At 44.9% G+C, this 13,948-nt stretch carries 15 protein-coding genes; 13 read left to right on the plus strand and 2 right to left on the minus strand.

Annotated features, from left to right (window positions below):
- Nucleotides 1-448 (minus strand): hypothetical protein (locus tag J7J01_06745; GenBank protein ID MCD6210569.1); only part of this gene is annotated, 448 nt, incomplete at its 3' end.
- 176 nt (nt 449-624) lie between these two features.
- Between J7J01_06745 and J7J01_06750 the strand changes: the two genes are divergently transcribed.
- The 7 genes from J7J01_06750 to J7J01_06780 all read left to right on the plus strand — a co-directional run bounded on the left by J7J01_06750 (nt 625) and on the right by J7J01_06780 (nt 5,701).
- Nucleotides 625-768: a hypothetical protein gene (locus J7J01_06750; GenBank protein ID MCD6210570.1), complete on the plus strand. Its 144-nt coding sequence runs from the start codon at nt 625-627 to the stop codon at nt 766-768.
- Nucleotides 746-1,402: a DUF1670 domain-containing protein gene (locus J7J01_06755; GenBank protein ID MCD6210571.1), complete on the plus strand. Its 657-nt coding sequence runs from the start codon at nt 746-748 to the stop codon at nt 1,400-1,402. Before J7J01_06750 ends, J7J01_06755 begins: the two co-directional genes overlap by 23 nt.
- A 205-nt stretch (nt 1,403-1,607) precedes the next feature.
- Nucleotides 1,608-1,838, plus strand: coding sequence for a DUF1670 domain-containing protein (locus J7J01_06760; protein ID MCD6210572.1), 231 nt, complete (start codon nt 1,608-1,610; stop codon nt 1,836-1,838).
- The gene (locus J7J01_06765) at nt 1,804-2,112 is read left to right on the plus strand and encodes a DUF1670 domain-containing protein (protein ID MCD6210573.1); all 309 of its coding nucleotides are present in this window, start codon (nt 1,804-1,806) and stop codon (nt 2,110-2,112) included. Before J7J01_06760 ends, J7J01_06765 begins: the two co-directional genes overlap by 35 nt.
- Before the next feature lie 366 nt (nt 2,113-2,478).
- Nucleotides 2,479-3,426 (plus strand): hypothetical protein, encoded by a 948-nt coding sequence (locus J7J01_06770; protein MCD6210574.1) that lies wholly within the window; start codon nt 2,479-2,481, stop codon nt 3,424-3,426.
- Nucleotides 3,427-3,704: 278 nt separating this feature from the next.
- On the plus strand, nt 3,705-3,884 hold the full coding sequence (locus tag J7J01_06775; protein MCD6210575.1) for a hypothetical protein: 180 nt from the start codon (nt 3,705-3,707) through the stop codon (nt 3,882-3,884).
- Between the two features lie 53 nt (nt 3,885-3,937).
- A complete protein-coding gene (locus tag J7J01_06780) occupies nt 3,938-5,701 on the plus strand; it encodes a hypothetical protein (protein ID MCD6210576.1) in 1,764 nt (587 codons plus the stop codon).
- Here the strand turns inward: J7J01_06780 and J7J01_06785 are convergent.
- Nucleotides 5,673-7,685 (minus strand): hypothetical protein, encoded by a 2,013-nt coding sequence (locus J7J01_06785; protein MCD6210577.1) that lies wholly within the window; start codon nt 7,683-7,685, stop codon nt 5,673-5,675. The genes J7J01_06780 and J7J01_06785 overlap by 29 nt on opposite strands.
- A gap of 43 nt (nt 7,686-7,728) precedes the next feature.
- Here J7J01_06785 and J7J01_06790 point away from each other — a divergent pair, with 43 nt between their 5' ends.
- The 6 genes from J7J01_06790 (at nt 7,729) to J7J01_06815 (ending at nt 13,359) form a co-directional block, all read left to right on the plus strand.
- Complete coding sequence (locus tag J7J01_06790; protein ID MCD6210578.1) at nt 7,729-8,757, plus strand: radical SAM protein; 1,029 nt, start codon at nt 7,729-7,731, stop codon at nt 8,755-8,757.
- Nucleotides 8,754-9,761, plus strand: a complete 1,008-nt coding sequence (locus tag J7J01_06795; protein ID MCD6210579.1) for a radical SAM protein — start codon at nt 8,754-8,756, stop codon at nt 9,759-9,761. Before J7J01_06790 ends, J7J01_06795 begins: the two co-directional genes overlap by 4 nt.
- On the plus strand, nt 9,751-10,770 hold the full coding sequence (cofG, locus tag J7J01_06800; protein ID MCD6210580.1) for a 7,8-didemethyl-8-hydroxy-5-deazariboflavin synthase subunit CofG: 1,020 nt from the start codon (nt 9,751-9,753) through the stop codon (nt 10,768-10,770). Before J7J01_06795 ends, cofG begins: the two co-directional genes overlap by 11 nt.
- A 10-nt stretch (nt 10,771-10,780) precedes the next feature.
- A complete protein-coding gene (locus J7J01_06805) occupies nt 10,781-12,130 on the plus strand; it encodes a DUF1743 domain-containing protein (protein MCD6210581.1) in 1,350 nt (449 codons plus the stop codon).
- Nucleotides 12,131-12,300: 170 nt separating this feature from the next.
- Complete coding sequence (locus J7J01_06810; protein MCD6210582.1) at nt 12,301-12,606, plus strand: SAM-dependent DNA methyltransferase; 306 nt, start codon at nt 12,301-12,303, stop codon at nt 12,604-12,606.
- Between the two features lie 57 nt (nt 12,607-12,663).
- Entirely contained in the window at nt 12,664-13,359 is a 696-nt protein-coding gene (locus J7J01_06815; protein ID MCD6210583.1) for a class I SAM-dependent methyltransferase, read from the plus strand.
- The last annotated feature ends 589 nt before the right edge of the window (nt 13,360-13,948 follow it).

Raw genomic sequence — 13,948 nt, forward strand, 5'->3', positions numbered from 1 at the left:
TTTTCGTCTCAGCCGCTCTCTGACCAAAATAGAACCCAACAACAATGCCTACGAACTCGATATACGCCGTAATGATCTCGTTTCGATAAAAACCATAATGAAGCGATAAAATCATTAGCATGGTGAATCCCACAACAAACGTCCCGGCAATGGCTCTCCGCATCTCACCCTTGTTAAGATTATGGTCTGCAAAAAAGCCTATACCAATTAATAGCCCGAAGGCAATGAATACCACGATAGCCGCAGCGATTGCCGCTCCTGAAGAAATCGTGGTTGGCGGTGTAGGTGTAGGTGTTAGAGCTGTCGTTGGCGTTTGTGCATCATCCTGAGCACTCGCTATCGCCATAAAGCAGAAGCAAGAGAATAATAGCGCTATTATTATTGTTACTGCGAATACAAAGAATTTTCTGTCACTGCTATTCCTAAAAGGGTGGTTTTTCGCTTTCATTTCTGATTCTATCTCTATTTGTCTCCCGAAAATTATGGATTGTAAAAGTGCATGTGCATAAAAGCTTTTCGGTTTTACTGCTGTGTTGCATAATTCTACGAAATATTGGCTATAAAACCCCAAATTACCCTTTGTGTCGTATGACACCTGGTTCATGATAGGAATAGGTGATGTACATGAACCAGGAAGAATTGGAAAGGTCGGTAAACAAATCGGACAGACAGCTATTTATCAATGACCTGAATACCGGTTTTGGACTGTCTCAAGTGGAAGCAGAAGCGCTATACGATAGTGTCCATGAATTTACCAATCCTGCATGATGATGACATTGAGATCAGGCAAAAATACGGCATCGCGGCGGAAAGAAGGGCTAAGAAACTGCGTCTGTGTGACGAAGCGATATATTTAGATCAAGGAGGGGTTCTGACCCAGGAGGATCTCGCAATCCTTCTCGGTACAAGCCTGAGCACGATAAAGAGGGACGACGCTTATCTCATGAAACAGGATGTCTCATTGCTTACACGCGGGATGGTGGAGGACATAGGAAGGGGCGTATCGCATAAAACAAAAGCTGTTGAGCTTTACCTTAAAAACTACACCCTATCCGAGATCGCCCGGAAGATGGCGCATTCACCTTCCAGCGTGAACAGATACCTGGAGGACTTCTTAGTGGTTGCATTCCTTCACAGGGTGTCTTATCCGCTCTTGACCATTAGAAAGATAACAAAACTATCAGAAAGGCTGATTAAGGAGTACATAGGTTTAATTGAGCGTGCAGAGAGCGAAGGATACAAAGATAGACTCAGCCAGCTTCTTGACCCGTTTAAGGTCAATGAACCGTTAAAAAACGCTGGTGGAGGGAGCGCAATGACTGATAAAGGGCAGGTCAAACGAAAATATCCGAAAAAATATACGGACTGCTTCAAGGGAGAACACTGCGAAATGTGCTCATAAAGAAGCTTATTGATGGATATGGATATTCTTATAAGCTGGGGATAGTAACACGACCCGTAGATGATTTTTTAGCTACGGTAGACCGCTTTTCACCGTCTGTGGATCGGGTGAAACCAGGACAACTGGTGTGGATTGCACGATCTGAGAGTGATAAGCAGGAGTACGGCAAAAATAGCGCTAACACCGGGGCGAAGAAGACCTTGATATACTCACAAAGGCTGGAAAAGTCGAGCCGATAAAGGACAAAAGAATGGTTCGGTTGATAAACGAAGCTAAACAGCAAGGTGCAGTGCTTAGCCAGTCGGATTTGACCGCCATCATGTTGTTAAGCTCTGCGAAACTCTCAAAACGCGTGAGAAAATATCAAAAGGAGACAGGGAAACTGCTTCCGACTGCGGGTAATGTGCTGGATTATCGGGCGTGGAATTACGTATAAACGAGTTATTGTAGAACTATACGCAAAGGGTTACAATCCGTTGGAAATAGCAAGAATGACCGATCACGAGCTGAAAAATGTGGAGACATACATAGAGGATATGGAACGAGTGAGGCTAGTGGCTTCTAAGGATAAGCAAACAATTTCCCGGCTCACGGGACTGAGTGTTTTCCTTGTGGAAGAGTATCTGGAGATCATTAGAACATACTACACTGACAGTATCTCCAAAAGCATATATTTATATCTCATGCCTAATAGCGCTGTTGCACAATAGTTTTGTCTCGTATAAATGAGGCATACTGAGGTCTTTTTACGTCCAAAATATAGGGCTTGGATAACTTCAGCTTCAGCTTCAGCTCCTTAAGCAGTACATATAGCCTGTTTTTCTTCTATTCAACTCCGAATTTCTCCTTTATAAGCTCATTTATCCCCTTTGCTGTCCAGTATTCTTTTCATCCACTAACTTTTCCAGCTTTTCTTTTAATCGTGCTTCTTCACAGAATAATAGCTCTTTCTCCACCGCTTGTTAATCCCCCAGCCTGTAAAAGCTCTAAACAGGTTTGGATTTTTGGATAACCAGGAATAAGACATTATTTTTCCCTCATAAAGAGTATATATGAGTTTGAACAATTGAGTAATAATGGACATCGGTATCAGTATTTATCTCGCTAAATCGGTGATTCTCATTACCTTCGGCGTGATATTTGCTAATATTGTGCTGGAGAGTAACCAGATGAAGCGCTTACTACCTCTGATTGAGCCCTTATGTCGCGCATCTAACCTGTCCAGAGAGAGTATACTTGCGCTCTTCACTTCGTTCTTCAACCCCACTGCCGGTAAATCCACGCTCGCTGGATTCTATCACGCAGGTAAAGTCAGTGATGACGAGGCGGTAGTCACAGTGGTGATGTCTACATTCCCAATAGTGGCAGGGGAATCACTGTTCAGGGTTCAGGCACCAATTGCATTTGTGCTCCTGGGTCCGTTCATCGGTGGCATTTATATCGCGCTCAATCTCCTATCTGCCTTCATTCAGAGCTTCACTGCTCTACTATATTCTAAATTTCGCTACAAGCAACATTCGGAACATTCGGTAGCAGGTGGTATAAATATTCCGAATGGCAATGGAGACACATCGATGCGTGAGATAGTGATAAACGCATTGAGAAAGACATTCACTGCGTTGAAGAAGATAATACCAATTATGGTGGCGTCATTCCTTGCTATTGACGTGCTCCTTAAGTTCGGGGTTATGGATTATATCAGCCTATTCTTCGATCCGGTCTTGAGGGTTCTGGGCTTGCCAGGTGAGTGTATAACCGTGCTATTAGCCGATTTAGCCCATTTCTCCGCTGGTTACGCCACTGTTGCCGCGTTGTTGAGTAATGGAGTGATAACAGCGAAACAGGCTATCATTACCCTAATCACTGGAAGTATTTTAATAATATTCATGATATATCTCAAATATAGCATATCCATGTATGTATCACTGTTTGGAAGACTCGGTGTGAAGATAAGCATCGTCAATCTCGCATGCAGTATCATCTCAAAGCTGATCATGATTATGCTCGTGATGGCACTGATGTGAGTTTATTACCATGAGAGCGTAAGCGAACCGCATACCCGCTTGTTGTCCGGGTGCGTTAGCACCGAAGCGAGCGATAGTGAACGCGGAGTTGTCCGAAGCACCATTTACTCACCTCTTTTAAGCTTTCCAATCCCTTTTCATCCCTTTTCTTATGTATTTAACAACCCTGGTATTGCCAAATTACTTTCAAGAACCACTCCACCATCAACATCAGATAACTTTTTATAATGCTATGACTTGAACTTAATATTTATTCTGAGTGGGGGAATAGAAGAGAAATGAGGATAGGGACGATAATAGTACTGGTAGTGATCGCATTGTTCCTGCTATTACCAATCTTATCAGGGAGAGCGCCCATACCAGGAGATATAGGAGCAAGGGAGATAGGTCTTTTCCTCGGTGGTTTATTCGGTTACTGGCTGGATGTGTTCAGGGCGGTGTTCTCGGCACTTGGATAACTCGGGTATGGCTATAGCATGGCTATTATCAAGCGGATTTTAAGGTGATAAGAATGAAAGTAAGGGAGATAAATAGGGTTTTATATATAGACCTGAATAGGAAAGACATAAGTATAGAGGATAGAAGCGATTTGTTCGATGCTTATATCGGTGGCTCTGGTGTTGCAATAAAGCTTCTGGAGGAGGAGTGTCCCAGGGGCGTGGATCCTTTAAGTCCATCCAATCCGATAATATTTGCGGTTGGCAGCATATCTGCTTTGTATCCCGCTGCTTCTAAGACCGTAGCGATGTTCAAGTCACCGCTGACATTGAATTTAGGGGAAAGCCACTGCGGTGGTCGTAGTGCCGCGGCTATCAAACTCGCAGGTTTCGGCGCAATCGTTATTAGAGGAGCAAGTGATATCCCTCTATATGTGGCGATACATGGCGATAGAGTGCGATTTAAGGATGCTTCTTCTATTTGGGGTGTGGAATCGGTGACGGTGGGCAGGATATTAAGGGAGGTGGAGCCCGGTGCGGGTGTGAGGACCATAATACGAATTGGACAGGGAGGGGAGCGTCTTGTGAGGTATGCCTGTGCGGTCTGTGAGACCTATCGTCATTTCGGACGACTCGGGCTGGGTGCAGTAATGGGCTCGAAACGATTGAAGGCAATTGTTGTATCGGCGGACAAGAGTGTTGAGATACCGGACAGAAGAGCCTATAAGGAGATATACGATGAGATACAGGATAAGGTGGTAAAGACCGATGCAATGGAGAAATACCATGATCTGGGCACTCCGGGTAAGATTTACAGCCTGGCTAAAATTGGTGGTATGCCATACAAGAATTTGGCATCGGGGCGTCCACCTGAGAGTTTAGCACGGGAATTATCCGGTGAGAACTTCGCACAAAAGTTACTCTCGCGACGCGTATCCTGTGCTCACTGTCCGGTCGGCTGTATACATCTGGCATCACTGCGTGAACTCTATGAACCCGGTTATTATTTCAAGACCACGACCATACCATACGATAATGAGACAATATATTCTCTTGGATTCATGCTTGGTATCGAACATGGGGAGGATTACCTGCGGTTGAATAATCTTGTTGACAGCTTTGGTCTGGATGCGATAAGTACAGGTGTGAGCCTGGCATGGGCAACGGAGGCGTATGCACGTGGGCTAATAACAAAGGAGGATACAGAGGGTATTGAGCTACGCTGGGGTGATGCTAAGACCTATTGTGAAGCGATAGAGAAGATTGTGAAGATGCCAAATGATTTCTATCGCGCAATAGCAAGGGGTGTTGAGCATGCATCGAGCGTGTATGGTGGTCAGGATTACGCACTTGCATTTGGCGGTAACGAGATGCCGGAATATCACACTGGAATTGCATGTTATGTGAACAATCTTGTGGGTGCGAGGCATAGCCATCTTGATTCCGCGGGCTATGACCTTGACCAGAAGCTGATAGGAAAAGAAGCCAGCGTAGAGGAGATAGTAAGAGAGTTATTAAAAGAGGAGGAATGGCGACAGGTACTATCGAGCCTCGTTGTTTGCTTCTTTGCCAGGAAAGTATACACACCTGATGTAACACTGAAGGCGCTGAAAGCATTAGGGATAGGACTGAAGGAGGAATGGACTGAGGACGACTTGAGAGCGCTCGGAAAAGAGATACATCGAGCCAAAATGAATTTCAAATTCAGAGAGGGCTTTGATATTAAGAACTTACGCATACCACACCGCATTTTGGAAGTGCCAACCCCAAACGGGATGTTGAAAGAAGAAGAGCTAAGGGATGCGCTTGCTATCTACGAGAAGATGGTGCGTGTCTGAGTGCAAAGATATAAATCCCACCTGCTTCGTCCTCATCCTTATATACCTCCTTCAGGTCTTTACAACGCTCAAAGTTTCTCACCTCTACGTCTGTGTGCCTCATCTCCTCTCTGCCAACGTAGAGGTAGCTCGCATTGTACTTCTTCATTACCGCCAGTGTATCTGTGATATTGTCCCTGTACGCACGTTCTACATCATGAGCACGTTCCCAGATATCAAAGCCATGTCCATAAGCCCAATTCACATAACCAAGTACTCTCAATCTCCCTCCTATCATGCTCACCGGTGCATGAATAGATTGCCAGGTTAAAAATACGGACTTTTGTGGTGTGTTTCTTCTTACCCACATCCCGGCTTCATACTCATGCACATCTGCCGCTGGATAATTCGTAGACAGGTTCCAGGTTATTATTAGAGCGGAGCTGAAGAGTGAGAATATGAGTACAACTGAAATTAGAATTGGAATTACAAATCTTTTCAATTTCAATTTCAATCTCAATATCAAATCGGCGAGGAGACTTCCTGCTGTTACTGCGACAGGTATCCATGCATAGTGGAAGAACTTATACATGTCCCAGGGGTTGGGTGTAAAAGAGAAGAGATTGGGTAAAGAGAATAGAGAGAACAGCCAAGAATAGAGGAAAAAGCGGTGTTCACTCTTAAATATAAGATATAGCAGTGCGAGGATGAGCGGTACCCCTAGATTACCAATATAGAATAGCAAAGGATTGCCCGTAAGGAAATAATAAATCCATGGTGCTTTTATGCTGAGCCCAATACCTGAAACTGAACTGGAACGCAACAGGGGGATAAGATGCGGTAGGATTGGTGGTATGGAGAATACAAGGAAGAGGATTTCAATGCGGCGATTCTTTATGCAATTCAGCAGGAATATAAGCATGGCAGAGAAGCAAGCGAGGATATGAAAAGGAAAGAGAAGCCCCACTAACAAGCCCGATAAAGCTATCTCACGTCGGTATGTAGTTCCGGTGTGTTGCATACCCCTGTAAAGGAAATAGGCAGCAGTGGTAAGGGCTGGTAGTCCTATGAGCTGTGGACGTTGCTGTAATAGATTATCAAAGATTGGTGGAATGGTGAAGAACTTCCCATACTCGAATGCATAATTCGTAGTGAGTGCGAATTGTCCTTGCAGTAGTGCGTATAAGCCCCCTATAAAGGATAGTCCACCACCAAGTGTACCAATCAGAGTGGCATAAATGCCCGCCTCATCGTTCTTCAGATACGATGTCAATACAAAGATAGAGAGTGCGAAGAGGAATATGAAGAAGGTATTGGTGACCACAATCAGACGAGGAAAGAAGGCATCATAAGCTTTCTCCAGTATCGCAGTGTGGAAATCAACGAAATAATGGTAAAACATCCTGACACCTGCGTAATATGGCATCTGGGGTGGGAAATTGCCATTATTTATACTCTCGATTATCTCATAGTGCATAGGTGTATCCTGCCAGTTGGAGCCGCCCAATATGATGTAGCCATGATGCCAGACCCATACTGTGTTGCTCAGCACAATAAAAGCGACGAGCGAAATTCCCAGACTCAGGTACACTCCTTTCAATTCCGATAGTCGCGGTGGATGTGGGTGTACGGATGAGGTAAAGATAGGAAGCGTAAGGAATATGAGTATAAACATAAGCATAAGCATAAGCATAAGGAAGAAGGCTGTGATAATCGTCTGTCTGGTATAGCCAAGAATGAGCGACAGAGCGTATATGAGCTGTGTGGAGACCATAACGCTGAGTAAAGGGGATAATAGCAGCTTCTCATGGATATTCAGGTATTTGAAGCAGGACTCTACGATTACATACCCGGGCAGGAATAGGGTAAATATTAGTGCTGCAGCGAGAGAAGCGAGGTGCGAGAAGAAGGATGCTGTCAGAGTTATAACAGCAAGTGCCAGCAATAGCAGCAGTAGTCTCGCATTCATGCCATACCATACTATACGTCCACAGGAGTATCTCACTCACTTTATTTTATAGCAAACAGAATAAATAATAGAGTGAGAAGTGTATAGCATTAACTGGAACGTTACGCGAGCTTGTAATCTCCGATGCATGCATTGCTATTACGGTGCCGGCACGCCTCTGGACGAAGAACTCAGTACAGAGGAAGCTTTTGCGCTCATAGATGAGATCGCACGTGTCCTGGGAGCGAAGGTAAATCTCACCCTTGGCGGTGGTGAGCCCCTGATGCGGGATGACATCTTCACAATCATATCGTATGCGAAGGAGCGGGGCTTGCACCTCACACTCGCTTCTAATGGCACAATGCTCAACGAGCAGATAGCATATCGGTTGAAAAAAGCAGGTGTTGATGAGGTTATTATCCCTATTGATGGTACATCGAAGACACATGATATGATCAGAGGTGCAGGCGTATACGATAAAGCGGTGAAGGCTGCGCAAGCGTGTAGGGAAGCAGGTATGAGCCTCGTGATTGACCCCTGTATAATGAAACAGAACGAAGAAGAGACCACAGCAATAATCAATACAGCACTGGAACTGGGTGCCAGGCAGTGCAGGTTCTTCCACTATATCGCACTGGGCAGGGGAAAAGAGAGGATGCCTGCAAGCGAACTCAGCAGCGTTGAGTATGCAAAGAATCTGATGCTGTTATATGAGGAACAGAGCAGAATAGGAGATAGAATTGAGATATGTACAACACAGGCATCACAGTACTGGGTGATATTGAGGCGTAAGGCGGAAGAAGGGCTTTTTGTGCCCGATTTCTTCTTCTCCGAGCTACCAGGCTGTCGTGCTGCAACGGGTATGCTCTCTATCAAGCCGAATGGCGATGTTGTACCATGTCCGCTACTGGATGTGAAAGCGGGCAACATAAGGGAGCAGGGGCTTCGTGAGATAATCAATTCCAGGGTATTTACTTCGCTCAGGAATAGAGAAGTGAAAGGCAGATGCGCCCGCTGTAAGCATCGCGATATCTGTGGTGGGTGTCGCGTGCGGGCATATCTCGATACCGGCGATTACCTCGCTGAGGACCCTCTATGCAGCGACTTCTTTTACGAGGAAGAGAAATGAGTGGCTATAAGGTGGTCTATGGCCCCGTGCCATCAAGACGTCTTGGACGCTCCCTGGGCGTTGGACCTATACCTTTCAAGACCTGTGACTATTCGTGTGTATACTGCCAGCTTGGGAGGACAACACACATGACCATCGAGCGTAAGGACTTCTTCCCACCACAGGCGATACTGAAGGAGATTGAGCAGGCAATTGAAGTTAATGAGCATTGGATAGATTTCGTGACCTTTGTTGGTGAGGGCGAACCGACTTTATGCAGGAGCATTGGGTGGTTAATTCGTAAGACGAAGGAAATAACCGACATACCTATCGCTGTTGATACAAATGGGTCACTCCTTTACCTGGCGGATGTAAGAGCGGACATTTCAGAAGCGGATATTGTAATGCCATCGCTTGATGCAGGTACTGCCGGGACGTTCAGGAAGATAAACAGACCACATCGCGAGCTTGATTTTGAAGTCGTTGTCAGGGGTATGGAGAAGTTCAGACGTGAATACAGCGGTGAGATATGGATGGAGGTCATGCTGGTGAAGGGGCTAAACGACACAGGGGAGGAGTTAGAAGCGATAAAGAGCATACTTGAGCGTATAGAACCCGATAGAACATATCTAAACGTTCCGATAAGACCACCAGCGGAGCCGTGGGCGGTGCCACCAGACAAAGAAGCCATCGCATTGGCAGACGCGATTCTCAGCGAGGTCAACACCGTGGAAATCACCACAGAAGAGACTGGTGAATTCTCTACCAGGGGATTTACAAGACCAGAAGAAGCTATTATGGCAATATTAAGACGGCATCCAATGAGGGAGGAGCAGGTTATAGCGACATTAAAGCGATTGAAGCAGAGTAATATAGAGGACTGCCTGGCGAGATTGTATGAAAGTGGTAGAATAAAGAGGGTGAGCTATAGAAATAATCTCTTCTGGGTTACAGTAGAAGAGCGAAGAGGCAAAGGTAAAGGCAAAGGAAAAGGAAAAGGTAAACCAGGTGGAGGTGGCAGGTGAGATGAAGCCAAAATATAAATATGTAACCTTCTCAAAGAATGTCTTCATACCTGTGACGAACGTATGCAGGAATGCATGTGCATATTGCGTCTTCCGGGCACGTAGCATGAAAGACGCATATTTGATCTCGGTAGAACGGTTTTTAGCACTTATAAAACGTGCGAGAGGTTCTGCAACGGAAGCCCTATTTACTGCGGGTGAGAAACCTGAGCTTGCAAATCCGCATTTCAAAGATTGGCTGCGCAGCACCACGGGCTGCTGTTCATGCTCTTCTCTCGTGGAATATACAAAGGAGCTATGTAAATTGGCAATAGAGCATGGACTGCTACCACATTGTAACCTCGGTATCATGAGTAGTGAAGAGCTGCTGGAGTTGCGTGCTGTGAATGCCTCAATGGGCTTGATGCTGGAGACGACAGCGGAGCTTGAAGCGCATAAAAACTCACCAGGTAAAGTGCCGGAAGTTAGATTGGAGATGATAGCGCGTGCAGGCGAGCTTAAAATTCCTTTTACTACGGGGTTATTGATAGGTATAGGAGAGAAGCCAGAAGATCGTATTCAGGCATTAGAGGCGCTGAAATCACTATACGATGAGTATAGGCATATCCAGGAGGTTATTATTCAGCCGTTCGTGCCCAAGCCATTCACGCCGATGTGGGATGTAAGACCACCGGGTCTTGAGGAGCTGAAAGAGGTTATCAGTGCAGCACGTGCGATATTGCCTGCTGAGATCGCCATTCAGATACCACCAAATCTCACGTCGCCCAAGGAACTGATAGAACTCGGCGCTTCTGATTTAGGCGGGATCTCTGAGCATACCATAGATTATATAAATCCTGAATCACCGTGGCCCGGTGAAGCGGAACTAAGAGAAGCAATAGCGCCTTTTGTATTGCGTGAGCGTCTGCCGATCTATCCATCTTTTATAAAGAGGGGATGGTATAGTAAAGAGATAAGCCATTTGATAGCGCGATACGCAGATGAAGAAGGGCTGAGGAGGCGATATTAGCCGAGATTTCATGATTGTGGGAATAGATGATACAGATTCAAGGAAGGGGATGTGCACGACGTATCTATGCGCATATCTGGTGGATGCACTTCGTAATCGTAATTATAATCATGGCGAAGTCTCCGTCTCCACTCCCAGGCTGGTACGATTGAATCCCAGCATACCCTATAAAACGCGGGGCAATGGCGCAGTAGCTTTTGAGATCACAACCACGACCGCGAGAACGAGATTAGAGGATGTGAAGGAGCTGGTGAGATCAACAGTAAGCAAGTTCTCTGAGCTGGACGATGCGAATACGAATCCTGGTGTTGTCTTCATTGAGGACGAGTCCATGTCCAATTTGAGGGTCAGCCAGTTAAAGAGTTATTACGAAAGAGCAGTCCGGACTGTATTGACACAGAAGGATGCTTTGGCAATAATCGCCGAATCCGGGTTCGATTACTTTGGCTTGAAGAACAAGCGTGGGATAATAGGCGCTTTAGCTGCCGCAGCCTTTGTTATGCTCCAGCGTTATCATCGTTACGATTTCACTTACGAGCTGATGGCATATAGGGAGAAGGATAGATGGGGTGCCCCGAGAAGGATAGATGAGCATAGTGTATGGGAAGCAGATGCGGCTACTTACCCGCTCACGTGGGATACTGTGGATGTAGCGAACAGGCGAATCGTCTTCGCACCGCATTCCCCATGTCCGGTTCTCTTTGGTATAAGGGGTGACAGCGTGGATGCAATCTACAAAGCTTATAAAATCATAGACTCAGAACCTGTGGAGCGGATAATGCTGTTCATCACGAATCAAGGTACAGACTTCCACCTGATTACGCATGGCACGGGACAGAAGCTGCTTGATTACCACTCATATATACTTGATGGCGTTGTTGAGTCCAATCCATGTACGCTTGTGGGTGGACATGTGCTATTCAAGCTCTCTTTACCCACTCTATCCACCAGGGTCGATTGTATAGCCTATGAGCCGACGAAAGGCTTTCGTAATATTATAAGAAAGTTGCGGCATGGTGATGAGGTCAGAGTATTTGGGTCTTTCAAACGCGGGACATTGAACCTTGAGAAGATAGAGATAAAGAGTTTGAATAAGGAAGAATTGCGAAATCCCAGATGCGAGCAGTGTGGCAGGAGCATGGAATCCGCGGGACGAGAGCAGGGTTATCGATGTAAACATTGTAATACGAAACGAGAAGCAAAAGAGGTGGTGACCATAAATAGGGCGATAGAGGAGGGGCTATATGAAGTGCCCCCAGTCGCCAGAAGGCATATATCCAAACCACTGATTCGTATGTGCGCAACAAAAGGAGGTGGTGGAGGTGAAGGTGAGAGTGTCATCATTCATCCAAGCAGGTAGGGTTGACAGTTCGTCAAGACAGCAATGACAATGACGCATTTGAGGAAAAGAGGAACGAGATATTGTAATAGAGAAGTAAAGAGATACCCGGAAGAATTTAAGATGCAGGTTGCTGAGGATAGGGACATCTACCTCGCTAATGGGGCTTTATATGTCCCAGAGAAGACGAGTTGGGATTACATAAAAAATGCGAATCAGCAAAATATAGGGGAGATACTGGACAAAACATCGGAGCTCTTGAGAATGAACATCCAAACCAACTTAAGGATGTGATTCCAAAGATATACACGAAAATAAACCTTGACCATTACGATCTTCTGGCTTACCTTATCAATCTCTTTTCATCCATTCGGTTTGGATTGGAGCACAGAGGAAAGGATATATTTAGCAGAATCTATGAATACTTCCTCGGGAAATTTACAGAGGCGGAAGGCAAAAAGCAAAAAGCAAAAAGGGTGGTGAATTTTACACCCTAAGATTTTTGTCTCTGCCTGTATCATGATTATATGAAATGCGCACAAAAATAGGAGGGACTGAAAACGTTTTGGGATGATGGGTATAAAAGCAATGAACGTATTTGGGGAGGAAGACCAAGTGAGTTAGCCATTGCTGCAGTTAGATACTTAGAGAAATGCGAATTAAACAAGGGGATGTTTAGCATATTGGACATTGGCTGTGGGTATGGTCGTGATGTATTCTACTTTTTAGACAATTTTAGATGTAGGATTTTAGGGATAGACATTTCCAGAAAAGCTATAGAAATTGCCTTAGATACAGATACAGCATTAAAAACACAAAAAGGGGACGATGTGAAATTTGAGTGTTGCAATTTCACAGAGCTGAGGGATGGCAAATATGACCTTGTATTTATCTCAAACTTGTATCAACTACTAAAAAAGGATGAAAGGCAAGAGCTTAGAAAAACAATTATGAGAACGTTAGCACCAAACGGATTACTGTTCTTGAGCACACTTTCAGTAAGAGACCCCGAACATTACAGAAAGGGCATTCCTGTTTTCGATGAATCCAATTCATTTCAGGAAAAAGTGTATATTCATTTCTGCACCAGAGAAGAACTGATTGAGGATTTTGCCTTCCTAAATATCAAGGAGCTATACGAGCATGAATATTACGAACCACACGCCAATGGCGAAGTTCATCATCATATTTCATGGATATTGATAGGAGTGATAGGAAAATATGTGGGCACTTCATATAACACACCTTAAAAGAGTTCGTACATTTGACATTCACCCAAATTTTTGCTTTGCAAAAACTTCTTTTATGCTGGAAACGTATCTGCACAATAAAAGGTGGATATTAAAGATGATTACGTGAAATGAGCTGTGCAAATCTTGTCATGGCACGTTTTCCTGAAAATGTATCCCTGATATAACCAAAGAAACCGACCATCTGCTTCTTTACAAGTATAGAGTATAGACATGACATCATGCTCTCCCATGCGGTTTTTCCGTCTTCGCTTCTCCTGCGTCAGAATATTGGAGATTCCACCTGCGGAAATGATGATCCCCGGTTCTTCCAATATCTTCTTTATTTTGTTCTCGGTAACCCTGCAAGCGTAAGCGTAATAGAGGTAAACAACGAGCTCATAGCTCATGTATGTACTGTCTTGTGATTCTATGATATTGAGCAATTACAATGCTGCTATTTCCCGATGCAGCCTCATTATCCCAAGAACGAGACAGTTGGCGGTCGTTATTTTCCGCTCTTCAACTAACTGTTCCAGCATCGCCTTTCTGCCATCTTCATGTTCTGACTTTACCTATTTCGGATTCAACCGCGCTCAATCGCTCCTTT

This window comes from Methanophagales archaeon (assembly GCA_021159465.1).
Lineage (GTDB): Archaea > Halobacteriota > Syntropharchaeia > Alkanophagales > Methanospirareceae > G60ANME1.

Coding starts and splice junctions, on each gene's coding strand:
- J7J01_06780 (MCD6210576.1), top strand. CDS start 3,938: ATGAAAGTAAGGGAGATAAATAGGGTTTTATATATAGACCTGAATAGG.
- J7J01_06765 (MCD6210573.1), top strand. CDS start 1,804: ATGTGCTGGATTATCGGGCGTGGAATTACGTATAAACGAGTTATTGTA.
- J7J01_06750 (MCD6210570.1), top strand. CDS start 625: ATGAACCAGGAAGAATTGGAAAGGTCGGTAAACAAATCGGACAGACAG.
- J7J01_06775 (MCD6210575.1), top strand. CDS start 3,705: ATGAGGATAGGGACGATAATAGTACTGGTAGTGATCGCATTGTTCCTG.
- J7J01_06805 (MCD6210581.1), top strand. CDS start 10,781: ATGATTGTGGGAATAGATGATACAGATTCAAGGAAGGGGATGTGCACG.
- J7J01_06795 (MCD6210579.1), top strand. CDS start 8,754: ATGAGTGGCTATAAGGTGGTCTATGGCCCCGTGCCATCAAGACGTCTT.
- J7J01_06770 (MCD6210574.1), top strand. CDS start 2,479: ATGGACATCGGTATCAGTATTTATCTCGCTAAATCGGTGATTCTCATT.
- J7J01_06755 (MCD6210571.1), top strand. CDS start 746: ATGAATTTACCAATCCTGCATGATGATGACATTGAGATCAGGCAAAAA.